This is a genomic window from Pseudomonas sp. SD17-1 (assembly GCF_029201585.1).
Classification (GTDB): Bacteria; Pseudomonadota; Gammaproteobacteria; order Pseudomonadales; family Pseudomonadaceae; genus Aquipseudomonas; species Aquipseudomonas palmensis.
Genome location: NZ_CP104044.1, coordinates 1,276,333 through 1,302,131, shown reverse-complemented (window position 1 = coordinate 1,302,131; position 25,799 = coordinate 1,276,333). Strand labels below are relative to the sequence as shown.

General features: G+C 67.0%; 30 protein-coding genes. 9 read left to right on the top strand and 21 right to left on the bottom strand.

What is annotated here, in order from left to right; genetic code table 11:
• Together rpsP and ffh are read right to left on the bottom strand one after the other, a co-directional pair.
• On the bottom strand, positions 1 to 252 hold the full coding sequence (gene rpsP, locus N0B28_RS05780) for a 30S ribosomal protein S16 (RefSeq protein WP_028942918.1): 252 nt from the start codon (positions 250 to 252) through the stop codon (positions 1 to 3).
• A 238-nt stretch (positions 253 to 490) separates the two neighbouring features.
• A complete protein-coding gene (ffh, locus tag N0B28_RS05775; protein ID WP_043863183.1) occupies positions 491 to 1,867 on the bottom strand; it encodes a signal recognition particle protein in 1,377 nt (458 codons plus the stop codon).
• 205 nt (positions 1,868 to 2,072) lie between these two features.
• On the opposite strand from ffh, the gene ccsA reads away from it, so the two are divergent.
• The 3 genes from ccsA (at position 2,073) to N0B28_RS05760 (ending at position 5,470) form a co-directional block, all read left to right on the top strand.
• Positions 2,073 to 2,876: a cytochrome c biogenesis protein CcsA gene (gene ccsA / locus N0B28_RS05770; protein ID WP_162484878.1), complete on the top strand. Its 804-nt coding sequence runs from the start codon at positions 2,073 to 2,075 to the stop codon at positions 2,874 to 2,876.
• A gap of 10 nt (positions 2,877 to 2,886) precedes the next feature.
• Positions 2,887 to 4,086: a transporter associated domain-containing protein gene (locus tag N0B28_RS05765; protein WP_088514564.1), complete on the top strand. Its 1,200-nt coding sequence runs from the start codon at positions 2,887 to 2,889 to the stop codon at positions 4,084 to 4,086.
• Positions 4,087 to 4,159: 73 nt separating this feature from the next.
• Positions 4,160 to 5,470 carry an MFS transporter gene (locus N0B28_RS05760; protein WP_043863180.1) on the top strand — a complete coding sequence of 437 codons (1,311 nt, stop codon included), beginning with the start codon at positions 4,160 to 4,162 and terminating at the stop codon, positions 5,468 to 5,470.
• Between the two features lie 100 nt (positions 5,471 to 5,570).
• Here N0B28_RS05760 and purT read toward each other — a convergent pair whose 3' ends face one another.
• The 5 genes from purT to N0B28_RS05735 all read right to left on the bottom strand — a co-directional run bounded on the left by purT (position 5,571) and on the right by N0B28_RS05735 (position 8,730).
• Positions 5,571 to 6,752, bottom strand: a complete 1,182-nt coding sequence (gene purT / locus N0B28_RS05755) for a formate-dependent phosphoribosylglycinamide formyltransferase (protein ID WP_054915034.1) — start codon at positions 6,750 to 6,752, stop codon at positions 5,571 to 5,573.
• A 71-nt stretch (positions 6,753 to 6,823) separates the two neighbouring features.
• Positions 6,824 to 7,291, bottom strand: coding sequence for a VUT family protein (locus tag N0B28_RS05750; RefSeq protein ID WP_054915035.1), 468 nt, complete (start codon positions 7,289 to 7,291; stop codon positions 6,824 to 6,826).
• 62 nt (positions 7,292 to 7,353) lie between these two features.
• Complete coding sequence (locus N0B28_RS05745) at positions 7,354 to 7,566, bottom strand: DUF1289 domain-containing protein (RefSeq protein ID WP_043863177.1); 213 nt, start codon at positions 7,564 to 7,566, stop codon at positions 7,354 to 7,356.
• The gene (locus N0B28_RS05740; protein WP_054915036.1) at positions 7,566 to 8,090 is read right to left on the bottom strand and encodes a gamma carbonic anhydrase family protein; all 525 of its coding nucleotides are present in this window, start codon (positions 8,088 to 8,090) and stop codon (positions 7,566 to 7,568) included. Before N0B28_RS05740 ends, N0B28_RS05745 begins: the two co-directional genes overlap by 1 nt.
• A 40-nt stretch (positions 8,091 to 8,130) precedes the next feature.
• Positions 8,131 to 8,730, bottom strand: coding sequence for a CoA pyrophosphatase (locus N0B28_RS05735; protein ID WP_275730828.1), 600 nt, complete (start codon positions 8,728 to 8,730; stop codon positions 8,131 to 8,133).
• 131 nt (positions 8,731 to 8,861) lie between these two features.
• Here N0B28_RS05735 and N0B28_RS05730 point away from each other — a divergent pair, with 131 nt between their 5' ends.
• Positions 8,862 to 9,410 carry an NUDIX hydrolase gene (locus tag N0B28_RS05730; RefSeq protein ID WP_043863174.1) on the top strand — a complete coding sequence of 183 codons (549 nt, stop codon included), beginning with the start codon at positions 8,862 to 8,864 and terminating at the stop codon, positions 9,408 to 9,410.
• A 34-nt stretch (positions 9,411 to 9,444) separates the two neighbouring features.
• The gene (locus tag N0B28_RS05725) at positions 9,445 to 10,002 is read left to right on the top strand and encodes a L,D-transpeptidase family protein (protein WP_054915039.1); all 558 of its coding nucleotides are present in this window, start codon (positions 9,445 to 9,447) and stop codon (positions 10,000 to 10,002) included.
• Positions 10,003 to 10,089: 87 nt separating this feature from the next.
• On the opposite strand, the gene N0B28_RS05720 is transcribed toward N0B28_RS05725, so the two are convergent.
• From N0B28_RS05720 to N0B28_RS05665, 12 genes are read right to left on the bottom strand one after another with little or no spacing between them, the layout of a single operon-like run.
• On the bottom strand, positions 10,090 to 10,713 hold the full coding sequence (locus tag N0B28_RS05720) for a general secretion pathway protein GspN (protein WP_275730824.1): 624 nt from the start codon (positions 10,711 to 10,713) through the stop codon (positions 10,090 to 10,092).
• Between the two features lie 20 nt (positions 10,714 to 10,733).
• Complete coding sequence (gene gspM / locus N0B28_RS05715; RefSeq protein WP_275730821.1) at positions 10,734 to 11,120, bottom strand: type II secretion system protein GspM; 387 nt, start codon at positions 11,118 to 11,120, stop codon at positions 10,734 to 10,736.
• Complete coding sequence (locus tag N0B28_RS05710; protein ID WP_275730818.1) at positions 11,117 to 12,217, bottom strand: type II secretion system protein GspL; 1,101 nt, start codon at positions 12,215 to 12,217, stop codon at positions 11,117 to 11,119. Before N0B28_RS05710 ends, gspM begins: the two co-directional genes overlap by 4 nt.
• The gene (locus tag N0B28_RS05705; protein ID WP_043860624.1) at positions 12,214 to 12,801 is read right to left on the bottom strand and encodes a prepilin-type N-terminal cleavage/methylation domain-containing protein; all 588 of its coding nucleotides are present in this window, start codon (positions 12,799 to 12,801) and stop codon (positions 12,214 to 12,216) included. Before N0B28_RS05705 ends, N0B28_RS05710 begins: the two co-directional genes overlap by 4 nt.
• A complete protein-coding gene (locus N0B28_RS05700; protein ID WP_054915043.1) occupies positions 12,798 to 13,166 on the bottom strand; it encodes a type II secretion system protein in 369 nt (122 codons plus the stop codon). The genes N0B28_RS05705 and N0B28_RS05700 overlap by 4 nt, the downstream gene beginning before the upstream one ends.
• Positions 13,163 to 13,603, bottom strand: a complete 441-nt coding sequence (gene gspH / locus N0B28_RS05695) for a type II secretion system minor pseudopilin GspH (protein WP_058541462.1) — start codon at positions 13,601 to 13,603, stop codon at positions 13,163 to 13,165. Before gspH ends, N0B28_RS05700 begins: the two co-directional genes overlap by 4 nt.
• A gap of 2 nt (positions 13,604 to 13,605) precedes the next feature.
• On the bottom strand, positions 13,606 to 14,040 hold the full coding sequence (gene gspG, locus N0B28_RS05690; RefSeq protein ID WP_100633059.1) for a type II secretion system major pseudopilin GspG: 435 nt from the start codon (positions 14,038 to 14,040) through the stop codon (positions 13,606 to 13,608).
• A 13-nt stretch (positions 14,041 to 14,053) separates the two neighbouring features.
• A complete protein-coding gene (gene gspF / locus N0B28_RS05685; RefSeq protein WP_058541460.1) occupies positions 14,054 to 15,256 on the bottom strand; it encodes a type II secretion system inner membrane protein GspF in 1,203 nt (400 codons plus the stop codon).
• A 3-nt stretch (positions 15,257 to 15,259) separates the two neighbouring features.
• A complete protein-coding gene (locus tag N0B28_RS05680) occupies positions 15,260 to 16,708 on the bottom strand; it encodes an ATPase, T2SS/T4P/T4SS family (RefSeq protein ID WP_078480108.1) in 1,449 nt (482 codons plus the stop codon).
• Positions 16,709 to 16,713: 5 nt separating this feature from the next.
• Complete coding sequence (gene gspD, locus N0B28_RS05675) at positions 16,714 to 18,669, bottom strand: type II secretion system secretin GspD (RefSeq protein WP_058541458.1); 1,956 nt, start codon at positions 18,667 to 18,669, stop codon at positions 16,714 to 16,716.
• A gap of 4 nt (positions 18,670 to 18,673) precedes the next feature.
• Positions 18,674 to 19,099 carry a hypothetical protein gene (locus N0B28_RS05670; RefSeq protein ID WP_058541457.1) on the bottom strand — a complete coding sequence of 142 codons (426 nt, stop codon included), beginning with the start codon at positions 19,097 to 19,099 and terminating at the stop codon, positions 18,674 to 18,676.
• Entirely contained in the window at positions 19,096 to 20,736 is a 1,641-nt protein-coding gene (locus N0B28_RS05665; protein ID WP_275730808.1) for a lipoprotein UxpA, read from the bottom strand. Before N0B28_RS05665 ends, N0B28_RS05670 begins: the two co-directional genes overlap by 4 nt.
• A 228-nt stretch (positions 20,737 to 20,964) precedes the next feature.
• Between N0B28_RS05665 and N0B28_RS05660 the strand changes: the two genes are divergently transcribed.
• Entirely contained in the window at positions 20,965 to 23,016 is a 2,052-nt protein-coding gene (locus N0B28_RS05660) for a PhoX family phosphatase (RefSeq protein WP_043860633.1), read from the top strand.
• 21 nt (positions 23,017 to 23,037) lie between these two features.
• On the opposite strand, the gene gspK is transcribed toward N0B28_RS05660, so the two are convergent.
• Positions 23,038 to 24,003 (bottom strand): type II secretion system minor pseudopilin GspK, encoded by a 966-nt coding sequence (gene gspK / locus N0B28_RS05655; RefSeq protein WP_054915050.1) that lies wholly within the window; start codon positions 24,001 to 24,003, stop codon positions 23,038 to 23,040.
• A 141-nt stretch (positions 24,004 to 24,144) separates the two neighbouring features.
• Between gspK and tatA the strand changes: the two genes are divergently transcribed.
• The 3 genes from tatA to tatC are packed head-to-tail and all read left to right on the top strand — an operon-like array spanning position 24,145 to position 25,387.
• On the top strand, positions 24,145 to 24,357 hold the full coding sequence (tatA, locus tag N0B28_RS05650; protein ID WP_275730804.1) for a twin-arginine translocase TatA/TatE family subunit: 213 nt from the start codon (positions 24,145 to 24,147) through the stop codon (positions 24,355 to 24,357).
• A complete protein-coding gene (tatB, locus tag N0B28_RS05645; protein WP_054915051.1) occupies positions 24,357 to 24,644 on the top strand; it encodes a Sec-independent protein translocase protein TatB in 288 nt (95 codons plus the stop codon). The genes tatA and tatB overlap by 1 nt, the downstream gene beginning before the upstream one ends.
• Positions 24,641 to 25,387 (top strand): twin-arginine translocase subunit TatC, encoded by a 747-nt coding sequence (gene tatC / locus N0B28_RS05640; RefSeq protein ID WP_054915052.1) that lies wholly within the window; start codon positions 24,641 to 24,643, stop codon positions 25,385 to 25,387. Before tatB ends, tatC begins: the two co-directional genes overlap by 4 nt.
• Positions 25,388 to 25,486: 99 nt before the next feature.
• Here the strand turns inward: tatC and N0B28_RS05635 are convergent, their stop codons facing one another.
• The gene (locus N0B28_RS05635; protein WP_054915053.1) at positions 25,487 to 25,798 is read right to left on the bottom strand and encodes a YqfO family protein; all 312 of its coding nucleotides are present in this window, start codon (positions 25,796 to 25,798) and stop codon (positions 25,487 to 25,489) included.
• Position 25,799: the final 1 nt, after the last annotated feature.

The window sequence follows — 25,799 nt, the reverse complement described above, 5'->3', positions numbered from 1 at the left end:
TCAGGCAGCAGCCTTAGCAGCATCTTTCAGCAGTTTTGCAACGCGCTCGGATGGCTGTGCGCCAACGCTCAGCCAGTGAGCAACGCGATCCTGCTTAACGGACAGGCGAACTTCCTGGCCACGAGCGATAGGGTTGAAGAAACCAACCTGCTCGATGTGCGAACCGGTAACCGGGTTACGCGAGTCGGTCACGGTCAGGGTGTAGAATGGGCGCTTTTTGGAGCCGCCACGGGCAAGACGGATGGTTAGCATAGAACATCGTTCCTGTAGTCGGTGCTGCAAATCATAATGCACAGCGGGCACACGGGTGCCCGAAAGGCCGCATATTCTCAAGGAATACACGGACTTTTGCAAATGCCTTTTAACGGCGAGCGACAAGCCGCCGTGCTGATCTGCGAATGAGCCGCTTCTGTATATAGAAGGCGGCACGGGTCCCGCCAGCGGCGGGGTTCCGGTCGGTGCCCCACGGGAGGCACCGGCCTGAATGTGGTTACAGCTTGGGCATGCCGCCGCCAGGCAGCATGCCGCCAAGGCCGCGCATCATCTTCGACATGCCGCCCTTGGTGGAAAACTTCTTCATCATCTTCTGCATCTGCTTGTGCTGCTTGATCAAGCGGCCGATGTCCTGCACCTGGGTGCCCGAGCCCATGGCGATGCGGCGCTTGCGCGAACCGCTGATCAACTCGGGGTCGCGGCGCTCGGCCGGGGTCATGGAGTTGATGATCGCCTCCATCTGCTTGAACTGCTTCTCTGCCGCGCCCTGGGCATTGCCCATCTGCGACAGGTTGACGCCGCCGATGCTCGGCATCTTGTCCATCAGGCCGCTCAGGCCGCCCATGTTCTTCATCTGCTGCAGCTGGTCGCGGAAGTCCTCGAGATCGAAGCCCTTGCCCTTCTTCAGCTTCTTGGCCAGCTTGTCGGCCTTTTCCTTGTCCAGGGTCTGCTCGGCCTGCTCGATCAGGCTGAGCACGTCGCCCATGCCCAGGATCCGCGAGGCAATGCGGTCCGGGTGGAACGGTTCGAGCGCTTCGCTCTTCTCGCCCATGCCGATGAACTTGATCGGCTTGCCGGTGATCGCGCGTACCGACAGCGCGGCACCGCCACGGGCATCACCGTCGACCTTGGTCAGGATCACGCCGGTCAGCGGCAGCGCCTCGCCAAACGCCTTGGCGGTGTTGGCGGCGTCCTGGCCGGTCATGGCATCGACCACGAACAGGGTCTCGATCGGCTTGACCGCAGCGTGCAGCTGCTTGATCTCGCCCATCATCTCGGCATCGATGTGCAGACGCCCGGCGGTGTCGACGATGACCACGTCGATGAACTTGAGCTTGGCTTCGCGAATCGCCGCCTCGGCGATGGCCACCGGCTTCTGGGTAATGTCCGACGGGAAGAAGGTCACGCCGATGTCGTTGGCCAGGGTTTCGAGCTGCTTGATGGCCGCCGGACGGTACACGTCGGCCGACACCACCATCACGCTCTTCTTCTTGCGCTCCTTGAGAAAGCGCGCCAGCTTGCCGGCGGTGGTGGTCTTGCCCGCACCCTGCAGGCCGGCCATCAGCACAACGGCAGGCGGCGCGCTGTTGAGCGCGAGGTCTTCGTTGGCCGCGCCCATCAGCTCTTCGAGTTCGGCCTGGACGATCTTCACGAACGCCTGGCCAGGCGTCAGGCTGCGCGACACCTCGGTGCCGACCGCGCGTTCCTTGACCTTGTTGACGAAATCCTTGACCACCGGCAGGGCGACGTCGGCCTCGAGCAACGCCATGCGCACTTCGCGCAGGGTGTCTTTAATATTGTCCTCGGTGAGCTTGGCTTTACCGGTGACATGGCGCAGCGTCTGTGACAGACGGTCGGTCAGGTTTTCAAACATGGGGATCCTTTCAGGCTCTGTAGAACCGAGGTTTATCAGCTGCCCCTGGCGCATTAGGCCAGCCTTGGGCAAGGGCAGGCCGGCGATTATAGCGAAGACTCGCGCACGCGCACACCATGGCGTCGGCCACCAGTCTTCCTTGGCAGGCGCGTTGTATGCCAAACTCAGGGCCTTTCGGGCTTGCCTAACAGGACTTATGCTCCCCTTGTCACCCAGCTTGCTACCCAATCTGATCGCCGCCTGCCTGTACGCCGCCGCGATTTTCTATCAAGGCACCCGCCTGGCCCGAGGCACCAAGGCCGACAAGCGGCTGCTCGGAATGCTCGGCGCCTTCGCCGTGGTCGCTCAGGGCACCGCGTTGTGCTGGCAGCTGCTCACGCCGCTGGGCCTGAGCCTGGACTTCTTCAGCGCCGCCAGCCTGATCGCCACCGCAGTGATTGCCCTGACCCTGGTCGCCACCCTGCGCATCCCGGTGGAGAACCTGTTGCTGCTGCTGTTCCCGCTGGGCCTGCTGACCGCGCTGATGGCGCAGTTCGCGCCCTCGGGCACGGTGCCGCTGGTCAACGAGGAGCCCGGCATCCTGGCGCATATCCTGCTGTCGATCCTGGCCTACGGGCTGTTCACCATCGCGGTGTTCCAGGCCTTGCTGCTGCTGGTGCAGGATTACCAGCTCAAGCACAAGCACCCCTCGGGCCTGATCCGCAACTTCCCGCCGTTGCAGACCATGGAGAGCCTGCTGTTCGGCTTCCTGTGGGCCGGCTGGGCGCTGCTGTCGCTGTCGCTGATCTCCGGCTGGCTGTTCCTGGACAACCTGTTCGCCCAGCACCTGGTGCACAAGACCCTGCTCGCCTGCGTGGCCTGGATCGTCTTCGGCGTCCTGCTGTGGGGCCGCACCCGCCTGGGCTGGCGCGGTCACAAGGCGATCCGCTGGACCCTGGCCGGTTTCTGCCTGCTGATGCTGGCGTATTTCGGCAGCAAGCTGGTACGCGAATTCATTCTGCATATCTGACAGGCGACCTATGAACACTCTGCCGTTAGGCCCACAGGTCGCGGTACTGGCACTGACCCTGGTGTGGTCGGCGCTGTTCAGCGCAGTGGATGCCGCCCAGCAGCAACAGGGCGGCACCCGCCGCAATGGCCCCAGAAGCGAACGTGCACTGATGCTGGGCGCCACCCTGGGCAAGCTGCTGGTGTTCGCCCTGGCCTCGCTGCTGGGCTTTGCCCATGCCGGCGAGCGCGGCTTCTGGCTGGCCTGCGCGGCAGCGGCACTGGCCGTGCTGGTGCTCACCGACTACCTCCCCCGCCAGCTGGCCCGACGCTACCCCGACGCCCTGCTGGGCCTGGGCGAGAGCCTGCTCAAGGTGCCGCTCATGCTGCTGCAGCCACTGGCCTGGCTGCTCGATGGCGTTGCACGCCTGTTGCTGCGCCCCTTCGCGGGCAAGGTCACGGCTGTCACCCAGCATGACAATCGCCACGACACCCCCGGCGCCTCCGGTGCGCCGGACGAGGAACATGCCCAGCACAGGAGCGACCTGCTCGGCAGCCTTCAGGCGCTGGACAAGGTGACGGTCAACGACATCCTGGTGCCGCGCAACGATGTCGACGGGATCAACCTCGACGAGCCGATCGAAAAGATCATCGAGCAACTGATCGTCAGCCGTCACACCCGCCTGCCGGTGTTCCACAGTGATATCAACCAGGTCGAGGCGATCCTCAACACGCGCCAGATCAGCCACCTGCTGCCCAAGGCCGAGCTGACCCTGGCCAACCTGCTGGCGGCGTGCTACGAGCCATACTTCGTGCCCGAAAGCACCCCGCTGCAGCTGCAGCTGCTGAACTTTCACAAACAGCAGCGGCGCCTGGGCGTGGTGGTGGACGAATATGGCGAAGTGCAGGGCATCGTCACCCTGGAAGACATTCTTGAAGAGATCGTGGGCGAGTTCGAGGAAGAGCACAGCCTGGACAACCCGCACATTCACCCGCAGCCCGATGGGCGCTACGTGATCGAGGGCAACATTTCGATCCGCGAGCTCAACCGCAGCCTGGGCTGGCACCTGCCCAGCGACGGCCCAAAAACCCTGAACGGCCTGGTGACCGAGGCGCTGGAAAGCATCCCCGCCAGCGCGGTGTGCCTGAAAATGGGCCGTTATCGCATGGAAATCCTCGAAACCGAGGACAATTGCGCCAGCCGCATACTGGTCTGGACCGTTTCCCGCTAGCTATACTCGAGCCCGCCGGCGCTTGCCCGCGGCAGGTGCCGGAGCCTTCGCAGCACTCGACAGGGAAACGTTCATGACGACCAGCAGCACCTATAACAACAACGATGAAACCGCAGCGCCCCCAGTCAACTCGCCCGCCCGGGTAGCCACGGCCAGCTTCATCGGCACCGCCATCGAGTTCTACGACTTCTACGTATACGCCACGGCAGCGGCCCTGGTGATCGGCCCGGTGTTCTTCCCGCAGACCTCGGGCACCGCGCAGATGCTCTCGGCCTTCCTCACCTTCGGCATCGCGTTTCTGGCGCGCCCGCTGGGTTCGGCGCTGTTCGGCCATTTTGGCGACCGCATCGGTCGCAAGTCGACGCTGGTGGCCTCGCTGCTGCTGATGGGCATCTGCACCACGCTGATCGGCGTGCTGCCGGGTTACGACAGCATTGGCGCCTGGGCACCGATCCTGCTGTGCCTGCTGCGCTTCGGCCAGGGCCTGGGGCTGGGCGGCGAATGGGGCGGTGCAGCGCTGCTGGCCACCGAGAACGCGCCCAAGGGCAAGCGGGCGTGGTTCGGCATGTTCCCGCAGCTGGGCCCTTCGATCGGCTTTCTGGCAGCCAATGGCCTGTTCCTGACCCTGGCCATGACCCTTTCCGACGAGCAGTTCCGCAGCTGGGGCTGGCGCATTCCGTTCCTGCTCAGCGCCGCGCTGGTGATCGTGGGGCTGTATGTGCGGCTCAAGCTCGAGGAGTCGCCGGTGTTCGCCAAGGCCGTGGCGCGCCACGAGCGGGTGAAGATGCCGGTGGTCGAGCTGTTCGCACAGTACTGGGCGCCCACCCTGCTGGGCGCGGCGGCGATGGTGGTGTGCTACGCGCTGTTCTACATCTCGACGGTGTTCTCGCTGAGCTACGGGGTATCGACCCTTGGCTACAGCCGCGAGACCTTTCTGGCACTGCTGTGCTTTGCGGTGGTGTTCATGGCCCTGGCCACGCCGCTGTCGGCCTGGCTGAGCGACCGGTACGGACGCAAGCCGGTGCTGATCGTGGGTGGGGTGCTGGCCATCCTGTCGGGGTTCACCATGGAGCCGCTGCTGACGTCGGGGTCGACCGCGGGCGTGGCGCTGTTTCTGGCCATCGAACTGTTTCTGATGGGGGTGACGTTCGCGCCGATGGGGGCGCTGCTGCCTGAGCTGTTCCCCACGCACGTGCGCTATACCGGGGCCTCGGCGGCGTACAACCTGGGCGGGATCGTCGGAGCCTCGGCGGCGCCGTTCTTTGCACAGAAGCTGGTGGCCATGGGCGGCCTGAGCTGGGTGGGCGGGTATGTGTCGGCGGCGGCAGTACTGAGCCTGATTGCAGTGCTGTGCCTGAAAGAGACCCGGCATACGGAGCTCTGAAGACGGGCTGCTGCGCAGCTATCGCGGGTCAGACCGCTCCCACAGGCATCATCACTGTCCCTGTGGGAGCGGGCCTGACCCGCGATGAAGTATCGAAGCCTTACAGCTCTACGTTGACTGCCTGCGAAGCCCGGGTCGCCTTGGCCCGCGCGGCTTCGATCGACTCGTCACGCGCCAGGCACACGCCCATGCGCCGCTGGCCATTCACCTCTGGCTTGCCGAACAGGCGCAGCGCCGTGTCCGGCTCGCTCAGCGCCGCGCCGAGGTTGGCGAAGGCGGTCTGCTGCGAAGTGCCTTCCACCAGAATCACTGCCGAAGCCGACGGCCCGAACTGGCGAATCAGCGGAATCGGCAGGCCCAGGATCGCCCGCGCATGCAGCGCGAACTGCGACAGGTCCTGGGAGATCAGGGTCACCAGGCCAGTGTCGTGCGGGCGCGGCGAGACTTCGCTGAACCACACCTGGTCGCCCTTGACGAACAGCTCCACGCCGAACATGCCGCGACCACCCAGGGCCTCGGTCACCGCACGCGCCACGCGCTCGGACTCGGCCAGCGCCTTGGGGCTCATCGCCTGCGGCTGCCACGACTCCTGATAATCGCCCTTCTCCTGGCGATGCCCGACCGGCGCGCAGAAGGTGGTGCCGCCCACATGGCGCACGGTGAGCAGGGTGATCTCGTACTCGAAGTCGATGAAGCCCTCGATGATGACCCGGCCCTTGCCGGCACGCCCGCCTTCCTGGGCATAGTCCCAGGCAGCCTGCACGTCATCGACGCCCTTGAGCAGGCTCTGGCCCTTGCCCGACGAGCTCATCACCGGCTTGACCACACACGGGAAGCCGAGGTCTTCGACGGCCTTGCGGTAGTCTTCGAAGGTGTCGGCAAAGTGGTAAGGCGAGGTTGGCAGGTCCAGCTCCTCGGCGGCCAGGCGGCGGATGCCCTCGCGGTTCATGGTCAGCTGCGCGGCGCGTGCGGTCGGCACCACGGTAAAGCCTTCGGCTTCCAGCTCAACCAGGGTGGCGGTGGCGATGGCTTCGATTTCCGGCACGATGTAGTGCGGCTGCTCGGCCTCGATCACTGCGCGCAGGGCGGCGCCATCGAGCATGTTGATCACGTGGCTGCGGTGCGCCACCTGCATGGCCGGGGCATCGGCGTAACGGTCCACGGCAATCACTTCAACGCCCAGGCGTTGCAGCTCGATCACCACTTCCTTGCCCAGTTCGCCACAGCCACACAGCAGTACTCGGGTCGCGGTCGGCGACAAGGGGGTTCCGATACGGGTCATCTCAGGTCCTCAGAGGGAAGGAATCCAGGGCCGCCCCAGCACGGTGCAACCCGGTGAAAAGAAGCGCCATTTTACATGGCGCAGGCGTTCTTGCGTGCGCGCCAGGCCATCGCCAGCCACACCACCGTCACCCCGGCGAACTTGGAGCCCAGCGCGGTACCGACCACGGCCGGGGTCAGTGCGCCGATCATGCCGAAGAAGATGAAGGTGTCCAGCGGGATGCTCAGCGCCGAGCTCAGCCACAGGCGGTCATGCAACGGGCGCTTGGTGATGCTGAACACCAGCCAGTCGATCAGCTCCGATACCGCGAACGCGGTGGCGCTGGCCAGGGCGATGGCAGGGTCGGAGGTGATATAGGACAGCACCAGGGCGCCAAGCATGGCCAGCAGGGCGCCGTGGCCGAAGCGGGTCTGCACCATGTCGCGCAGGATGAACACCAGCCCGCCCCAGGCGGACCAGATGACGTCCAGGTGCGGGGCACTGGAGAACGCGTAGTTGATCAGCACCACGCTGGCGATATAAGCAATCAGAAAGAACATAGAAACACCGGTTGGCAAGCCGTACAGGGTACTTGAGTGCCCCCGCACGGCCAAGCCCGGGATCAGCCGGCGGCCTTGCCCACCGTCATCACCAGCCCCGCCGCCACGGCGCGCTCATGGCACAGCACCAGCACCTGGCGTCGTTCGTCGTTGGCCATGCGGCCCCAGCGCGTGATCTCGCTGGCGGTGCGCTGGCAGCCGGTGCAGATATCCTGCTCGTCCAGCGCGCAGATGTGCACGCAAGGCGAGGCCACCGGTCGTTCAGGGCTGCTCATCAGTCCTCCTGGGGTACAAGGTCACGGGCATAGCGCTGGGCGTTGTGCACATAGTGGGCAGCGCTGGCCTCGAGCAGTTGCTGCTGCGCCGGGGTCAGTTCGCGCACAACCTTGCCCGGCGAGCCGACCACCAGCGACCCATCGGGAATCTCGCGCCCCTCGGGCACCAGCGCATTGGCGCCGATGATGCAGTGCTTGCCGATGCGCGCACCATTGAGGATCACCGCGCCGATGCCCACCAGGCTGTAGTCGCCGACCGTACAGCCATGCAGCATGGCGTTGTGGCCGACCGTCACGCCCTTGCCCAGGGTCAGTGGCCAGCCCATGTCGGTGTGCATCACCGTACCGTCCTGCACGTTGCTGTTCTCGCCGATGTCGATCAGCTCGTTGTCGCCGCGCAGCACCGCGCCGAACCAGACGTTGGCCCCCGCCTGCAGGCGTACCTTGCCGATCAGCGTGGCGGTGGGCGCTACCCAGCTCTGTGGGTGGGTTTCGACGCGCAGGTCGCCCAGACGGTATTTCATGCGTGGTTCCTCACGGTGGGAAGGCGGCGGGTGGGCCCGCTCATCTTGTAGGGGTGCGCTCAGGCGGATGGTGCAGGCTGATGCGCGCATCGTAAAGCAGGTTGACCAGCTCGACGATCATGATCGCCGACAGGCCCCAGATCTTGTACTCGCCGAAACGGTAGCTGGGCACGTACCAGCTGCGGCCCTGGTAGTCGATGCGGTGGGTATGGTCGCGCGGGTCCTGGCGGAAGAACTCCAGCGGCACGCTGAACACCGCGGCAATCTCGGCATCGTTGGCGCGGTACTCGACATAGTCGGGAATCAGCCCGACAAACGGCGTGACCTTCAGCCCGTGCAACGAAACCAGCGGGCTCAGCGGGCCGATGACTTTGACCAGCCCGGGCGGCAGGCCGATTTCCTCCTCGGCCTCGCGCAGCGCGGTGAACACCAGGTCCGGGTCTTCGGGGTCTCGCCGCCCGCCGGGGAAGGCCACTTCGCCGCCATGGGTCGAGAGCCCCTTGGCGCGCAGGGTAAGCACCAGTTCGGGCGACTCGCTGCGGGTGATGGGCAATAACACGGCAGCCTCGGGGAACCGACGATCGGTCTCCAGGGTGCCCGGCGTGTGATTGCTCATTCGGCGAAGTAACTCGTCCAGCATGGTCTCTCTCGTTCTGTCGGGTCTCTGCATGATGCACCAAAGGCGCAGCCCGCCCAAGCCCCCGCGACAATCGCGCTTGCGGGCCTGCGCGCACTGGCGCGAAGATAGGCGCAGCCACCAGGAAGATAAGCATGAATTACTGCAGTGCGTGCGGCAAACCGGTCACTCATCGCATCCCCGACGGCGACAACCGCCTGCGTCATGTCTGCGATCATTGCCATACCATCCATTACCAGAACCCCAATATCGTCGCCGGCGTGCTGCCCAGCCATGGCAGCCAGGTGCTGCTGTGCCGACGCGCCATCGAGCCGCGACGTGGCTACTGGACCCTGCCGGCCGGCTTCATGGAAAACGGCGAGACCATGGAGCACGCCGCCCGCCGCGAGGCCGACGAGGAAGCCTGCGCGCGCCTGGGGCCGATGGCCCTGTACCAGCTGTTCGACCTGCCGCACATCAACCAGGTGCACGTGTTCTACCGCGCCGAGCTGGCCGACCTGGCATTTGCGGTGGGCGTCGAGAGCCTGGAAGTGCGCCTGTTCGAGGAAAGCGAGATCCCCTGGGACGAGCTGGCTTTCAGGACCGTGAGTCGTGCCCTAGAATGCTACTATCTCGACCGCCAGGGGCAGCATTACCCGGTACGCACCGAATGCCTGTCCCCGCGGGTCGAACCGCTCACTTGAACCCCAACGTCGCAACTTTCAGGGATACCGTTTCATGCGCTGGTTGCTTGCCCTCTTCTGCCTCGGTGTGGCGTCGGTGTCCCAGGCGGCGTTCACCGAAACCATTGTGCGAAAACCGCTTGGCCAGGTGACGCCCTCGACCCCGGCGCCCACCCCCTCCGGCGCCCCGTTGATCGACAAGGTGCTGGTGATCAAGTCCGAACGCCGCCTGCAACTGATGAGCGGCGACACCTCGATGAAGAGCTACCGCATCTCGCTGGGCAAGCAGCCCACCGGTGCCAAGCTGCGCGAGGGCGACAAGCGCACGCCCGAGGGGCTGTACTGGCTCGACTGGCGCAAGGTGTCCGACCGTTACAACCTGGCCATCCACGTCTCCTACCCCAATGTCAGCGACTCGGCCCGTGCCCGCCGCGAAGGGGTGAAACCGGGCAGCATGATCATGATCCACGGCACCCCGGACAGTGCGGACTACCCCGAGGCGCTGTTCCACACCCTGGACTGGACCGAAGGCTGCATCGCCATGACCAACCGCGACATGCGCGAAGTGTGGAACCTGGTCAGCGACGGCACGCTGATCGAGATTCGGCCCTGACCGAGTGTGCCCCTTCGCCGGCTCCTACCTGCCTCCCCCAAACCTGCAGGAGCCGGCCTTGCCGGCGAAAAAGCGCCCACTGGCGAATCACCAGTTGAAGGACCACCGCACCGCGTGCTCTCCGGCCTGCAGCCACTGCCCGCCGACCAGCACCGGATACAATACCGCCCCCTGTTCCACCTGCCCTTGCAGCGTACCGCCTGCCACCCCCGCATCCAGCGCCAGGTGGTGCTGCCCCGCCGCCGCCAGTCGCGCCGATAGCCGCCAGCCTTCGTTGCACACCACGCGCACCTCGCCGCGCCCCAGGGCCAGCGTCCATGGCGCCACCAGAGCCAGCTGATCCGCCACCAGCGCACCCTGCCCGCTCACGCACCGCGCGCCACGCCCACTCAGTGCCAGTTGCCCCGACCACTCCCCCCCCAGGCGATACGCCGAAGGCACACGGCTGGCCGGCCCCTGCGGCGTGACGCTCGCTTGCCAGTCCCACGGCCAGCCGCGCAATACCAGCCCCCAGCGCTGGCCCTGATACCCTGCCTGCACCTGCACCGCCCACGGGCGCACCTGCCAGCTCAACGGGCCAACGTCGCCGATCCGCCCGGCCTGCCCCTGCCACACGCTACCGGCCACGTCCTGCGCAGGCCACGGCGCAGCCTTGAACAACCAGCGCGCCGGCAACCCCGCCAGCAACGTCAGGCAGAACACCAACAGCATCCACCCCAACCTCCTGCGGCTCATCGCGCCAGCACCAGATCGAAACTCAGGCCCGACGGCGCCTGCTCCAGCCCCCATTGAAGCGGCTGAACGCCTTCACGCTGCAAGCTCAGCAACCACGCCTGAAGCCGCCGCTCGTCCTTGACCTGGCCGCGCACCTGCCACCCCGCGTCAACCGGCTGCACGTCGCTGAGCACGAGCTGCTGCGCCGCAGCCGACTGCTGCAATCGCTCCAGCGTCACCTCGGCGCCTGAGTGCATGGCCGTCACCGAGGCGGCCAGTTCGCGCCACTGCGAAAGCTCACGCCATTGGCCAAGGCCTTCGCGCACCACCAGGCTCAACAGCAAGAGGGCCACTGCGGTCCAGGCCAGCGGCATCAACCAGTGCCGTGCGGTGACGCTGCTCATGCTCCTGCCCCCAGGTCGAACACCAGTTGCACGGCATCTGCCGTGGTCGGCTGCACCGCCACCTGCGCCCCGGCACTAGCGGCCATGGCAGCCCACGGCGTGTCCGACGGTGCCTGCGCACCCTGCAACTGCAAGGTCCAGCGTGTGCCATCAAAGCGCGCACGCTGCAGCCGCCAGCCAGGCTGCGCCGAAAGCCACTGCACCATGGCGCCCTGCAATGCCTCCAGCTGGCGCAGTCGCAGGTTGCGCTCATCCCGCGTCTGGCGCTCGCGCTTGAGCCACTGCGTAGCCTGGCGCGGGGTGCTCAGCGGCCCGGTCACGGCCACCACCTGCGCCTTGTACAGCGTGACCTGGCGCCACTGCAGGCCGAGCCACAGGGCACACCACACCACACCCAGCACGGCGCAGGCCGTCGCCAGGCGCCGTTGCCCCTGTGCCAGGTGCGGTCGCGCGCGGGGCGTGCGGCGCAGCTCGAACAGGCCGGGCAGACGTTCCAGCGCCGCCAGCGACGCCGGCCACGCGCCCTCGAATGCCTGCACCTGCCTGTCGCACCACACCGGCGGCGGGGTTGCCCCCAACGCCGTCGGCCAGGCCAGCCACGCCTGGCGCCGGTCGGCGCCGCAACTCTTGAACAGGCTAAGGTCCGGGCTGCGTCGCCAGCACCAGGCATCGCCGGGGGCAAGCTCCGGCAGCAGCTGGAACTCCGCCCAGCAGCGCTCGACCTGCAGGCCCCAGCCCTGGCAAGCCTGCAACCAACCCGCCAGGCGTTGCCGGTCAATCACCGCCAGCTCAAGCCATCCCGAACCTCGCGACACACAACCGACATGGATCGCCTCGGCTGGCTGCAACACGCGATCTTCAAGCAGCAATGGCCACTCTTCACGCTTGAGACCCGGCGGCGCCTGCAAATGGAAGTGCGCGCATTCACTGCCCGGCACCACCAGCGCCACGCGACCGGCACCTTCCGGCGGTTGCCCGTGCCCCGCACGCAGCACCTCACCGGCCCGCACCTGCAGCCAGCTCCAGCCGGCCTCATCGGGGCGCACCAGCAACCACGACCCAGGCTGGCGCCGTCGCCAGTATCGAATGTCAATCATTGGCTCTCCGGCAGGGCAAACGTACACACATAGGGGGCTCCATCACGCTGGAACTCGAGCCGTACACCACGATCGGGCGCAGCGCGTTCGGCAGAGGGCCAGGCCAGCCAACGGCTGCCCTGGCGAAACTCGAAAACGGGGCTGGACACCCCGGCCAGGCTGTCGCGCAGCACCCAGTGCGGGCGCTCGACGGCATACAGGTCGGCAGAGGTCTCCAGCAGCAGGCGTGCATCGCGCCGGTCATAGCGCAGGCGTTGGCGCTGCAAGCGCGAGCCGCCTTCGGCCGCCGGCCACGCCGCCAGCGCCACCCATTGCAGCTGCAACTCGGCAGGCTGCCAGTCCAGCCAGTTCAAGGCCAGGGGCAGGCGCTGCTCGTACAACTGGCGCAGCACCGTGGCGTCGAAGCGGCGCTCCAGCCCGAGGCAGAAGCTCAGCACCGGGCTCGCCTGCGGCGCTTGGTCGAGTCGCTCACGTACGCTCAGCCAGCCATTGACCAGCGCCGCCAGCAGCACGCCCAGTACAGCGGTCAGTGCCAGCGCCACCAGCAGTTCGAGCAGGGTCAGGCCCTGCTGCCTGCGCCTCACGGGCGCACCAGAAACAGGCGGTACTGACCCAGCGGTTCACGTTCATCGCGGTCGGCAAACAGGCGCAGTTCGCCACCGCGCAGGTTGCGCACGCCGGTGGAACCCAGTTGCAACCGCCAGTGGCAGGTGCCCGGCCCCTGACGCAGCTCGCCGCTACTCAGTGCCTGCGCCGGCCAGTACTGCTCCACCACAAAGCGCGCCTGCAGTTCCCGGGCACACAGGCTGCCCAACCAATGCTGCTGCACGCCCTGCTGCACCACCAGGCGCTGGCGCAGTACCTGGCTGCTGATGATCGCCATGGTCGCGGCGATGCCCAGGGCCACGCTCACTTCAAGCAGAGTGAAACCACGCTGGCGGGCCTTCATGGCACGTTCACCACCTGCAGGCCGGCAGCATGACGCCAGTGCCAGCGCTGCCGGCCCTCGGCCCAGCGCCACTCCAGCCTCACCGGCCGGGCCAGCCCGGAGGGGGTGAACATCACCCGTGGCGTGCTGCCCGCAGGCCAGTCCGGGCGCAGCCCGGCCGGCCACTCGCCCAGCGCCACCGGCTCCACCTGCCACTGGTCGCCCTCGACCAGGCGCACGAACTCGGGCCGCTGCCCGTTCCAGCGCAGGCCGCGCACCTGCCCGCCATGCAGGGCCAGGTCGGCCTGCGCCCGCGACGCCGCGGCCAGGCGCTCCAGGGCCTGGTGCAAAGGCGCCTTGGCACCGTCGAGCGAGGCCACCGCCAGGGCGCTCATCAACCCGGCGATGGCGATCACCACCAGCAGTTCCAGCAGGGTGAAGCCACGCTGGGCCGGCATGCCTAGAGGTCCCAGTTACCGATGTCGGCATCGATCCCCTCGCCGCCCTCCACCCCGTCGGCACCCAGCGAATAGATGTCGATGCGCCCATGCTGCCCCGGCGCCCGGTACTGGTACGGTGTGGCCCACGGATCCTGCGGGAGCCTGCGAATATAGCCATCGGCCCGCCAGGCACGCGGCACCGGCTCGGTCTGCGGCTTGCTCACCAGGGCCGACAGCCCCTGCTCGGCGGTGGGGAAGCGCAGGTTGTCGAGGCGATACATGTCCAGCGCCTGCTCCAGGCTCGACAGGTCGGCCATCACCTTCTGCTTCATGGCCTTGTCTTGGCTGCCCAGCACACTGGGCGCCACCAGCGCGATCAACAGGCCGATGATGAAGATCACCACCATGATTTCCATCAGGGTGAAGCCGTGCTGGCGGGAACGTCGTGTCTGCATGGTAGTGCTCCTATTAAAGTGTGAGGCCCTGGTTGAGCTGCATGATCGGCAACAGCACCGCCAGCACGATGAACAGCACCACCGCGCCCATGACCAGGATCATCAGCGGCTCGAACAACGCCATCACGGTGTCGACCTGACGGGCAAAGCCGCGCTCCTGGTTGTCGGCCACGCGCTCGAGCATGTCGGGCAAGGTGCCGCTGGCCTCGCCGCTGGCGACCATGTTCAGCAGCATCGGCGGGAACTGCCCGCTGGCATCCAGCGCGCGGTGCAGGCTGACGCCGCCTTGCACATCGACCTGCACCCGCTCCAGCGCCAGGCGAATGCGTCGGTTTTCCAGGGTGGCGGTGGCCACCTGCAAGGCTTCGAGCAGCGGTACCCCGCTGCCGACCAGAATCGCCAGGCTGCGCGACAGCCGCGCGCTTTCCAGCACCCGCAGCAGCGCACCCACGCGCGGCAGGCGCAACAGCAGGTCGTCACGGCGCAGGCACCAGTGCGGCCGACGCAGCAGCCGCGCCGCGCCTGCCGCCCCCAGCACCGCGGCGCCCAGCAGCCACGGCCCGGCCAGCAACAGGGCTTCGCTGGCGCCGATCAGCAGGCGCGTGATCAACGGCAGGCTCTGCCCGGAATGGGCGAATTGTTCGGTCAGCCTGGGCACCACGAAGCTCATCAGGCCGACCACCACCGCCAGCGACACCCCCATCAGCACGCACGGGTAGATCAGCGCGGTACGCGCCTTGTGCTGCTGGCGCTGCACCTGCTCAAGGTGGTCGGCCAGGCGTTCCAGCACCTGGGCCAGGCGCCCTGAGCGTTCGCCGGCCTCGACCAGCGCGCAGTACAGCGTTGAAAACACCCCGCCCTGGCGTGCCAGGCTGCGGGCCAGGCCCAGCCCCTCTGCCAGCGCGCCGCGCACCCCCACCAGCAGATTGCGCAGGGCCGGCTCCACCAACTGCCGCTCAAGGGTGGCCAGGGCATCCACCAATGCAATGCCGGCCCCTGTCAGCGTGGCCAGTTGCCGGGTCAGTTCACACAGCTGTGCGCGGCTCACGCGCTGGCGCCGTGGCAACACCTGCGCGTTGCCCTGCACCTGCAACTGGCGCGCGAACAGCCCCTGCTCGCGCAGCAACTGGCGGGCATGGCGCTCGCTTTCGGCCTGCAGGCTGGCCTTGAGGGTGCGCCCGGCGAGGTCAACGGCCTGGTATCGGTAGGTCGGCATGGCTCAGCCCTGCACCGCGCGCAGCACTTCGGCCAGGCTCGTCTGGCCCTGGCGCAGGCACTCGCTGGCCATGCCGGCCAGGCTCTGGCGCCGGCCCTGCAGATGCGCCTGCATGGCCACCTCACTGGCCCCGTCATACAGCAGGCCGATCAGCCCGGCGTCCAGCTCGATGAACTCATACAGCCCCAGCCGGCCGCGATAGCCGCTGCCCTGACACTGCGCGCAGCCCACTGCGTGATAACTGTGCTCAAGCTCGACCAGCTCCGGCCACAACGCCCGCTCGGCCGCCTGCAATGGCTGCGCCACGGCGCAACTGCACAGGCGCCGCACCAGGCGCTGGGCCATGACCCCGCGCAGGCACGAGGCAATCAGAAAAGGCTCCACGCCCATGTCGCGCAGACGCGTCACCGCGCCCACCGCACTGTTGGTGTGCAGGGTCGAAAGCACCAGGTGGCCGGTGAGGCTGGCCTGCACCGCAATCTGCGCGGTTTCGCGGTCGCGGATTTCGCCAAGCATGATCACATCCGGGTCCTGGCGCAGAATCGCGCGCAAACCGCTGGCAAAGGTCAGCCCGGCACGCGGGTTGATGGCGGTCTGGCCGATGCCGGTGATGGCGTACTCCACCGGGTCCTCGACGGTGAGGATATTGCGGCTGCCGTCGTTCAGGCTGTTGAGGCTGGCGTACAGCGTGGTGGTCTTGCCCGAACCGGTCGGGCCGGTGCTCAGCACGATGCCGTTGGGTCGCCCCAGGCAGGCGCGCAGGCCCGCCTCGACGGCACCGGGCATGCCCAGGTTGCCCAGCGAGAGCAGGCTGGCCTGCTTGTCGAGCACGCGCATCACCACTCGCTCGCCGTGGATACCCGGCAGCGTCGAGACACGTACATCGACCTCGCGCCCACCCGAGCGCAGGGTGATGCGCCCGTCCTGGGGCTGGCGCTTCTCGGCGATGTCCAGGCGCGCCATGACCTTGATCCGCGACACCAGCATGGCCGACAGCGCACGTGGCGGGCGCAGCACCTCGCGCAGGTGGCCGTCGACCCGCAGGCGCACCACCAGGCTCTGCTCGAAGGTTTCCACATGGATGTCCGAGGCCTGCTGACGCAGCGCCTCGCCGAACAGCCCGTTGATCAGGCGGATCACCGGGGCTTCGTCATCGCTTTCGAGCAAGTCCTCGACCCGCGGCATCTCGCTGATCAGGCCGTCCAGGTCGACCTGTTCGCCAATGCCCTCGATCAGCGCCGCCGTGGCGTTCTCGCCGGCCTGGTACAACTGGCCCAGGCGCGTGTCGAACTCCCCCGCGTCGAAATGGCACACGGTCTGGGGCGCGCCATACACCCGCAGCAGCTCGTGCAACTGGTCGCTGTCGACATCCGGGCGCAGCCACAGGCTCCAGCCGTCGGCGCCAGGCGCCATGGCCAGCCCGCCCTGGCGCGCCAGGCGATAGGGCAGCAACGGCTTCACCAGGTGCCCTCGTCCAGGCGCTGGCGGCTGGCCGGGAACACCCGCAGCAACTCGCTGCCATCGGCCAGGCTGGGCAGGGCAAGCGGCGTGGTCTGTTGCAGGTTGCGGTATTTTTCGCTGCTGAGGCTGGTCAGGCTGGCCCCGTCACGCAGGATCCGCGGGCGGATGAACACCATCAGGTTCTGCTTCACGCCACGGCTGGCATCGGAGCGGAACAACCGGCCCAGACCGGGGATATCCCCCAGAAACGGCACCTTCTGATGGCTGGAGGTGACCTCGTCGCTGATCAGCCCGCCGAGAATGATCAGGCCGTTGTCCTCGACCATGACCTTGGTCTTGATCTCGCGCTTGTTGGTGATCACGTCGCTGGCCGCAGCGGTGTCGGCAATCGACGAGACCTCCTGCACGATGTCCAGGCGCACGGTGTTGTCACTGTTGATCTGCGGCTTGATGCGCAGTTTTACACCGACCTCCTTGCGCTCGATGGTCTGGTAGGGGTTGGTGTTGTCCTGGGTTACCGAGCCGGTCACGAAGGGCACTTCCTGGCCGACCAGGATCGACGCCTCGGCGTTGTCCAGGGTCAGCAGGGTCGGGGTCGACAGCAGGTTGAAGCCACTGTTGCTCTTGAGTGCATTGACCAGCATGGCGAAGTTGAAGCCGCCGCCGAAGTTGCCGATGCCGGCCGTCACGCCGTTCACGCCCGACAACAGTTTGCCCAGCGCCGCGTTGTCGCCGCTGGCCACGGCCCCGGCAATGCCGGTGATGCTGGCACCGCCGGTACCGAAGTTGACTGCGCCGGCACCGAATTTCTCGTCGGCGAACAGCCACTGCACGCCCAGCTCCTGGGCCCGCGAGTCGGACACTTCGGCGATGATCGCCTCGACCACCACCTGCGCACGGCGGATGTCCAGTTGCTCGACGATGGTGCGGTAGGCCGCCAGCTCGCTGTCGGGCCCGACCATGACCACGGCGTTGGTACCCTCCTCGTATTCCAGGCGAATGCCCGAAAGGTTGACCGGCACGGGCGCCTTGGCGTCCTTGTCAGCTTCGCCCGGCGCAGCGCCGGCATCCTGGCTGAGGCTGCGCAGCACCTTGACCACCTCGCCGGCATTGGCGTGACGCAGGTAGATCACCTGAGTGTTGGAGCTGCGCAATGCGTCGCCGGGGCGGTCCAGCTGCGCCAGCAAGGCACGCACGCGCTCGCGGCTGTCGGCACTGCCGCGCACCAGCAGGGCATTGCTGCGCGGGTCGGCGACCACCTGGGCACTGTCGGCGCCCTGCTCGCGGGCCAGCAGGCGGGTGATCAACTGGCTGGTATCGCTGGCGCTGGCATGGTGCAGCGGCATCACCTGCAGCGGCTCCTCGCTGACCTGATCGAGCTGGCGCAGCAGGCTGTCGATGCGCTCCAGGTTGCTGCGCCAGTCGGTCACCACCAGCAGGTTGGCGGCCGGGTACGGCGTGATCACCCCCACACGGGGGTCGATCAGCGGCTTGAGGATCGCCAGCATCTGTTCGCTGGCGGCGTTGCGCACGTTGAACACCCGGGTGGCGATGCCATCGCTGCCGGCCTGGGCCTTGCGCCCGCTCTCGACGGGCACCGGCTCCAGCCGCGCCGCCTGATCGGGCACGATCTTCACGCTGCCGTTGGGCAGGTCCACTGCAGCAAAGCCCTGGGCCCGCAGCTGGGCCAGGAAGATATCGTAGATCGCCTCGCTGTCGTGACGGTCCACCGTACGTACCGTGACCTTGCCTTTTACCCGCGGGTCGACGATGAACGTGGTCCCGGTGATGCGCGACACGCTGTCGATGAACTCGCCCAGGTCGGTGTCGACGAAATTCACCTCGTACAGCGGTGTACCGTCTTCGTCCGCTACCGCTTCGGGCTCGTCGAACGCCCAGGCCAGGTTGAGCCCCAGGGCCAGTACGCCAGCCACGCAGAATCTTGCGATCATCCCTTCATCCTTGGCGCTTGAAGCCGGTCACGGCGGGCCGTGGCGGCCAGGGCAAGCGCTCGCGCCGCCCCTGGTTGTCGAAAATCAGGCCATCGTCATCGATGTCCTGCAGCACGATGCCCGGTGCCAGGCGCTGGCCGCGAACGTAGGTACGCACCGCCTGCTCGTAGCGCAGCACTACCACTGTGGCGCTGGCGGGCACGGCCTTGAGGCCGCCCAGGTAATGCACGGGCAAGCGCGTGAGCGGCAGCGCGTCACTGGCCGGCGGCGCCTGCCAATGCCCGACCAGCAGGCCGGGCAGCTCAGCCGGTTGGGCCTCTGCGGCCGGCGCCGGCAGCGGCTCGCGGGCGGCCAGCAGCACGCACTGCGCAGCCAGCCAGCCGGCCAGGCTCAACAGCACGCCGTCGAGCACGCGGCCCGGGCTGATCAACTGGCCAGCCCGCGCGGGTGCCAGCCAGGGTGGCCCTGGACGTAACGCACCTGCGGCAGGGCCAGCGGCGGCAATTGCCAGCCCGGTGGCTGCTGCACCAGCCATGCTTCCACCCGCTGCCACAGTGGCTCGCCGGCGTCGCTGTCGAATTGCAGGCCGAAGGTGCGGCACTGGCCATCCTGTACGGCTACCCCGGAGACCCGTTTGCCGCCCGGGCTGTAGCTGACCTGCCAGGGCGCGCTAAACCAGCGCGGCAAATCCTGGCTGTTGTCGAGCAGCAGCGGCGTGCCGAACAGTTGCTCGGCAGCGTTTTCCAGCACCTGCTGTACCTGGCGTGCCGGCACCTGCACCACCGGGGCCGGGTAGCTGCCGGTGAGGCTGATCAGGTGTTCGCGGGTGATCGGCTGGCCGGCCGCCAGCGGGCTGTCGTAGCGCAGCCCCGGCAACAGCACCGGTGCCCCGCTGTCATCGGCCAGCGCCTGGTGCAGCAGGTTGTCCCAGCTGCCGCCACGGGTATCGCGTCGCCACAGGTTTTGCGGTGCCTGCGCCAGGGGTTGGTCGAGCCAGGCGGCATGCCCGGCGCGCTGTTGCTGCAACTGCGCGCGCAACGGCTCGACCCGCGCTCGGGCAGCCGGCGTGAGGCGGTGCTCGAAAGCGGGATGAAACTGCGCGGTGAACTGCCAGCGCCCGTCGCGATGCAGGCAGTTCACCGCGAACACGCCGCTGGCACGGTTGCCGGCCAGCAGCACCGGCACCTGCTTGCCGCTGGCCTGCAGTACCGAGACAGGCTGCGGCCACAGGTCCTGGCCACGGGCGCACAGCAGCAGGTCGGCATCGCTCAGACGCTCGGCCAGCCACAGCCCGGGGCCGGTGCCCACGTCCGCCAGGGCGATCACCAGGTCCGCCGCCTGGCGTGCCTGTTCGAAGGCCGGCAGCAGCGCCTGATACCACTGTTTGAGGGATGCGTTCTGGTCGCGGGCGTACGGGTCGGTAATGCCGACCACCGCCACCCGCACGCCGCCGCGGTGCAGCACAGTGAAGGCCGGCGTGCCCAGGACCTGGGCGCGTTCGGGGGCCAGCCCCGCACCAAGCACGGCCTGACCGTACTGGCGATACAGGCCGGCGCACTGGCGCGGCCACAGCACCCGCTCATCGCTGCTCACGCGTACCTCGCTGCCCAGCATCCGGCTGCCCTGCACGCCACTGGCGCCCTGGGTCAGGTAGGCCAGGCCACTGCCGTTCCAGCCCTGGCCATTTTCCAGGGTCAGGCAGTTGCCCCGCCCCGCCGCCTCGCGCAGCTGTTCGAGCAGGGCACCCAACACCGCATACCCGCCGGTCTGTACGCCTTCGGCAAGGCTGGCGTCGAGCAGCGGGTTGAGCTCGGCACGCCCCTGGCGGGCATTGATACCGCTCATCCACGGTGCCTGGCCAAGGTGGCTCACCGGCCCCAGGCGCGTCGCCGGCACCACGGGCATGCCGGGCTGGCGCGCATCCAGGGTGTCGGCGAAATACAGCAGCTCCACCGTGCCGGCCTCTGCCGTCGACGGTGTGGCCAGGCTGGAACAGGCGGTCAGCAGCGGCGCCATTGCGCCAACGCCCATCCAGCCCAACACATCGCGTCTGTACATGCTCGCCATCTACTCCATCGCCCTCGGGCTGATCAACTGTCGCAGCGGATAGTGCGGCGAGGGGATTACAGTTTGATGGCAGTTATTCGACAGGGCGTACAAAACCCCATCCAAATCAAATGGTAAGGATTCATTTCCTTAAAGGTCTGTTCACAAAACTGCCAATCAATCATCACACTCGCTCTCTACAGTGCCGGTTTCCGTAGAAGCCACTTCACCCAACAAGGATATGAAGAGATGAGTCGAGACACCGGCGACAACCTGGACCGCAACACCAGTGGCAACCTGCCAATGGCGACTGTCCTGGATGCCTACCTGAGCCGCCGCAGCGTGGTGCGCGGCAGCCTCGGTGCCGCGATCGCGATGATTGCAGGGACAGGCCTGAGCGGCTGCTTCGACAGCGGCGGGGGCTCGAGCCACAAGCCGACCCCTCCGGTGGAACCCGAGAAACCGAAACTCAAGCTGGGCTTCAACTCCATCGCCGGTTCGCGCACCGACGCCTGCGTGGTCGCCGACGGCTACAGCGCCTACGTGCTGGCACCCTGGGGTACACCGCTGAACAGCGCGGGCAACCCGTGGAAAAGCGACGGCACCAACACTGCCGCCGACCAGGCCAACGCCATGGGCATGCACCATGACGGCATGCATTTCTTCCCCATCAACGGCAGCTCCGACGACGGCCTGCTGGCGATCAACTTCGAGTACATCGATGCCGACGCCCTGCACCCGGCCGGCCCGACCGTGGACGGCAGCGGCAAGCGCCCGGCCGAGGAAGTGCGCAAGGAAATCAACGCCCACGGTGCCGGCGTGGTGCGCCTGAGCAAGGTCAACGGACGCTGGCAAGTGGTCGACAACGACCCGCTCAACCGCCGATTCACCACCGCCACGCTGATGGACCTGGCCGGCCCGCTGCGCGGCAGCGACCACGTCAAGACCGTGTTCTCCAACACCGGTACCCAAGCCCGCGGCACCAACAACAACTGTGGCAATGGCTTCACCCCGTGGGGCACCTACCTCACCTGCGAAGAGAACTGGCCAGGAATTTTCGTCAACACCAGCGGCGCCGTGCCGGACGATCAGCGCCGCATCGGGGTGAGCACCAGCAAGGGCAACTACGCCTGGGAAAGTGCTGCCGGCGATGCCAGCGAAGTGGACGGCGAGTTCACCCGGTTCATTCTTGACCCCACCGGCGCGACGGCCACCGACGACTACCGCAACGAAGCCAGCACCTACGGCTACATCGTCGAGATCGACCCCTATGACGCCAGCACCCGTGCGGTCAAGCGCACCGCCCTGGGGCGTTTCCGCCATGAAGGCTGCTGCCCGGCGCTGCCGGTAGCCGGCAAGCCGGTGGTGTTCTACATGGGCGACGACTCCAACAACGAGTACCTCTACAAGTTCGTCTCCACCGCCCTGTGGGACACCGCCGACGCCAACCCGAGCAACCGCCTGGCTACCGGTGCCAAGTACATGGACGACGGCAAACTGTACGTGGCGCGCTTCGACGCCGACGGCAGCGGCCACTGGCTGTTGCTGGACGTCGCCACCACCACCAAGGCCGGCACCACCCTGGGCGCGCTGTACACCGACCTGCCGGGCATCATCCTCAACACCCGTGGCGCCGCCGATGCCCTGGGCGCAACGCCTATGGACCGTCCGGAGTGGACCACGGTCAACCCGCTCAACGGCGACGTGTACCTGACCCTGACCAACAACAGCAAGCGCACCCCGGCCACTGTCGACAACGCCAACCCGCGCGGGCCGAACAAGCATGGCCACATCATCCGCTGGCACGACAGCGACGACCACCTGACCTTTACCTGGGACATCTTCGTGTTCGGCGCCAACGCCGCCGGCAGCGCCGACATCAACCGCTCGGGGCTGACCGAACTCAACCAGTTCGCCAGCCCCGACGGGATGAGCTTCGATAGCCGCGGCATCCTGTGGTTCCAGACCGACAACGGCGAATCGACCCTGACCGACTACACCAACGACCAGATGCTGGCGGTGATCCCCACCGACCTGGTCGATGCCAGCGGCAAGCAGGTGCCGATCAATGCCCAGAACCAGGTCGACCTGCGCCGCTTCTTCGTCGGCCCCAACGGCTGCGAGGTGACTGGCATCGCCTTCACGCCGGACAACAAGTCGATCTTCGTCAACATCCAGCACCCGGAGAACTGGCCGTCGACCGACGTCGCAACCTCCGTCACCCCCGCCGGCACCACCGTGCGCCCACGCGCCTCGACAGTGGTGATCCAGCGCAACGATGGCGGTGAAATCGGCGTCTAGACCCGACCGGCACCGCTGCCCTTACCAGGGCAGCGGTTCGCGCCGGGTTACCCGCACCTGCTGCACCGGCACCAGGGCATGCCACTGCACCACGCCACGGGCATGTACCTGGTACTGGCTGCGCAGCACGTGAGCGTCCTGCTCGATCTCCAGCTGCAACAGAAAGTCCCCGCTGTTGAGCAACAACCCCTCACTCAAGCGTTCGAAGGTCGCATCGTCCAGCGCACCGAGTGCCTGGCGCAAGGCGCCGGCATCCCGGTAGCCGGTGGCCGGGCGTGCAGTGACCACCCGGCTCAGCAGTGAGCGGCTCATCCTTCCCTCATACAGCGCCTCCAGCAACGGCAACTGTTCAAGGCTCAGCGCATTCGCATTGAGCCGCCAGTGCGTGGTTTCGGGCAACGCACACAGCTGCGGGTAACGGGCCTGGCGTTGCGGGTCGGGGCCCAGCAGCAGGTTCAACTCGCTCATGTCCAGCATCAGCTGATTGGCCGCCAGGCGCGGCGGCGACTGGCGCAGGTAATGATCGTTCTCGGCGCCCTCGCGACGCGCCTGGTGATCGCTGTCGATCCAGTCGGCCAGGGCCTGGGCCAGCTGGGCGGCGGCCATGTCGCCGCCCAGCAGGTACTGCAGTTGGCGTTCGGCACGCTCGGCATCCTCGCCCACCAGGCTGTTGACGTTGAAACAGGTGTGCAGGTCGCGGATGCGCAGGGTCGCCGAACCGCCGTCGAACGCATACGGCAGCGCCTGGCCACGCAGCGCCTGCCAGAACAGCGGGCTGGCACGCCAACTGGGGTCTTGCAGGGCCTGCTCGGCAAAGGCCAGCCCGGCCCGCTCCAGCCCGCGCGCCTGCACGCGCTGCTGCACCAGGCGCACCGCATCGACCTGGGCGCGCCCCTCCTGTACCAGCCATGCCAGGCCACCGGCGATCATCGCCAGCACCACCAGCACCATCAGCAATGCCGCGCCCTGCTGTCGCTTGCCACCCATCGTCACGCTACCTCTGCCAAAGAGCGGCCAGTCAACACGGCGGATGTTTCAGGCACATGGCAAAGGCGTTGCCCGTCACCTTTGCGTCATAAAGCGCAGGCAGGATAAACCCTTCTTTTTCATGACCTTGGAGTGCTTCACATGGGCGGTATCGGGATCTGGCAACTGGTTATCGTGTTGATGATCGTGTTCATGCTGTTCGGCACCAAGCGCCTCAAGGGCCTGGGCGCGGACGTGGGCGAGGCGATCCAGGGCTTTCGCAAATCCATGGGCAACGGCCCGCAGGCCGACACCCCGGTCGCCCCTGCCCCGGTGCAGCAGGTACAGCAGGGGCAACCGGAACAACGCAGCTGATGTTCGAGATCGGCTTTACCGAACTGCTGCTGGTGGGCGTGGTGGCGCTGCTGGTGCTGGGCCCCGAACGCCTGCCGGTGGCGATGCGCACCGTGGGGCGTGGCGTGGGCCAGGCCAGGCGTGCCATGGGGGCGCTGCGTGCACAGGTGGAGCGTGAGCTCGACACCCAGGCACTGACCCAGGAGCTGGATGCCGAGCCACTGCGGCGTCTGGAACAGGAACTGCGCCAGGGCGTGAGCCTGCAGGCGCAGCCGACCCCGACTTCGACCAATGGACCCTGCCCATGACTGATACCCAAGCGGGCATGCCCCTGACTGCCCACCTGACCGAACTGCGGCGGCGCCTGGTGCGCTGCCTGCTGGCCGTCACGCTGGTGTTCCTGGGTTTGTTCCCGTTCGCCCAGACCCTCTATACCGCCGTGTCCGAACCCTTGCGCCGTTACCTGCCCGAAGGCGCGAGCATGATCGCGACCAGCGTGACGTCGCCGTTCCTGGCGCCCTTCAAGCTGACCCTTATGGCTGCGCTGTTCGTCGCCATGCCGGTGCTGCTGCACCAGGTGTGGGGGTTCGTGGCACCGGGGATGTACCGCAAGGAACGGCGCATCGCCTTGCCATTGCTGGTATCGAGCATCGTGCTGTTCTATGCCGGCATGGCCTTCGCGTTCTTCGTGGTGTTTCCGATGATGTTCGGTTTTTTCGCCAGCGTGACCCCGGCCGGGGTGTCGATGATGACCGACATCAGCCTGTACCTGGACTTCATCCTGGCGCTGTTTCTGGCGTTCGGGCTGGCGTTCGAGATACCGGTGGCCACCTTCATCGTGGTGTGGGCGGGGGTGACGGATGTGGCGACACTGCGCAAGAGCCGGCCTTACGTGATCGTCGGATGCTTTGTGGTGGGCATGCTGCTGACCCCGCCGGACGTGTTTTCACAGACCTTGCTGGCGGTGCCGATGTGGATACTGTTTGAAGTGGGGTTGCTGGCGTGTGCGGGGGTGCAGCGCAAGCAGGAACAGACGATGGAGGTTGCCTGATCGGACCTCTTCACCGGCAAGGCCGGCGCCTACAGGGTGTTGCGTCGCACATGAACCCTGTAGGAGCCGGCCTTGCCGGCGAAGAGGCAGACCTGCCAATCAGAAATCAGCGAGCTGCCAGACCTCGTAGGCCGGGGTCTCGTAGGGGTGGCTCGCCTTCAGGGCCGCGACTACCGGCCCCACCAGCGCATCGTCCACCACCAGCTCGACCCGCCACTCCTCGACCTGCTCGACCACCCCGCTCTGCCCGATGAACGGCTGGCTGCCGCTCAACGGACGGAACTGGCCCTGGCCCAGCACCTGCCACGCACAGCTGTCGTAGGCGCCGATGCGTCCGCCACCGGCGGCGAACACAGCGGCCTTGACCTGCTCCACATGGCTGGGCGGCACGAAGAAGGCGAGTTTGAACACC

Coding starts and splice junctions, on each gene's coding strand:
- rpsP (WP_028942918.1), bottom strand. CDS start 252: ATGCTAACCATCCGTCTTGCCCGTGGCGGCTCCAAAAAGCGCCCATTC.
- ffh (WP_043863183.1), bottom strand. CDS start 1,867: ATGTTTGAAAACCTGACCGACCGTCTGTCACAGACGCTGCGCCATGTC.
- N0B28_RS05765 (WP_088514564.1), top strand. CDS start 2,887: ATGAACACTCTGCCGTTAGGCCCACAGGTCGCGGTACTGGCACTGACC.
- N0B28_RS05760 (WP_043863180.1), top strand. CDS start 4,160: ATGACGACCAGCAGCACCTATAACAACAACGATGAAACCGCAGCGCCC.
- purT (WP_054915034.1), bottom strand. CDS start 6,752: ATGACCCGTATCGGAACCCCCTTGTCGCCGACCGCGACCCGAGTACTG.
- N0B28_RS05750 (WP_054915035.1), bottom strand. CDS start 7,291: ATGTTCTTTCTGATTGCTTATATCGCCAGCGTGGTGCTGATCAACTAC.
- N0B28_RS05745 (WP_043863177.1), bottom strand. CDS start 7,566: ATGAGCAGCCCTGAACGACCGGTGGCCTCGCCTTGCGTGCACATCTGC.
- N0B28_RS05740 (WP_054915036.1), bottom strand. CDS start 8,090: ATGAAATACCGTCTGGGCGACCTGCGCGTCGAAACCCACCCACAGAGC.
- N0B28_RS05735 (WP_275730828.1), bottom strand. CDS start 8,730: ATGCTGGACGAGTTACTTCGCCGAATGAGCAATCACACGCCGGGCACC.
- N0B28_RS05730 (WP_043863174.1), top strand. CDS start 8,862: ATGAATTACTGCAGTGCGTGCGGCAAACCGGTCACTCATCGCATCCCC.
- N0B28_RS05725 (WP_054915039.1), top strand. CDS start 9,445: ATGCGCTGGTTGCTTGCCCTCTTCTGCCTCGGTGTGGCGTCGGTGTCC.
- N0B28_RS05720 (WP_275730824.1), bottom strand. CDS start 10,713: ATGCTGTTGGTGTTCTGCCTGACGTTGCTGGCGGGGTTGCCGGCGCGC.
- gspM (WP_275730821.1), bottom strand. CDS start 11,120: ATGAGCAGCGTCACCGCACGGCACTGGTTGATGCCGCTGGCCTGGACC.
- N0B28_RS05710 (WP_275730818.1), bottom strand. CDS start 12,217: ATGATTGACATTCGATACTGGCGACGGCGCCAGCCTGGGTCGTGGTTG.
- N0B28_RS05700 (WP_054915043.1), bottom strand. CDS start 13,166: ATGAAGGCCCGCCAGCGTGGTTTCACTCTGCTTGAAGTGAGCGTGGCC.
- gspH (WP_058541462.1), bottom strand. CDS start 13,603: ATGCCGGCCCAGCGTGGCTTCACCCTGCTGGAACTGCTGGTGGTGATC.
- gspG (WP_100633059.1), bottom strand. CDS start 14,040: ATGCAGACACGACGTTCCCGCCAGCACGGCTTCACCCTGATGGAAATC.
- gspF (WP_058541460.1), bottom strand. CDS start 15,256: ATGCCGACCTACCGATACCAGGCCGTTGACCTCGCCGGGCGCACCCTC.
- gspD (WP_058541458.1), bottom strand. CDS start 18,669: ATGATCGCAAGATTCTGCGTGGCTGGCGTACTGGCCCTGGGGCTCAAC.
- N0B28_RS05665 (WP_275730808.1), bottom strand. CDS start 20,736: ATGGCGAGCATGTACAGACGCGATGTGTTGGGCTGGATGGGCGTTGGC.
- N0B28_RS05660 (WP_043860633.1), top strand. CDS start 20,965: ATGAGTCGAGACACCGGCGACAACCTGGACCGCAACACCAGTGGCAAC.
- gspK (WP_054915050.1), bottom strand. CDS start 24,003: ATGGGTGGCAAGCGACAGCAGGGCGCGGCATTGCTGATGGTGCTGGTG.
- tatA (WP_275730804.1), top strand. CDS start 24,145: ATGGGCGGTATCGGGATCTGGCAACTGGTTATCGTGTTGATGATCGTG.
- tatB (WP_054915051.1), top strand. CDS start 24,357: ATGTTCGAGATCGGCTTTACCGAACTGCTGCTGGTGGGCGTGGTGGCG.
- tatC (WP_054915052.1), top strand. CDS start 24,641: ATGACTGATACCCAAGCGGGCATGCCCCTGACTGCCCACCTGACCGAA.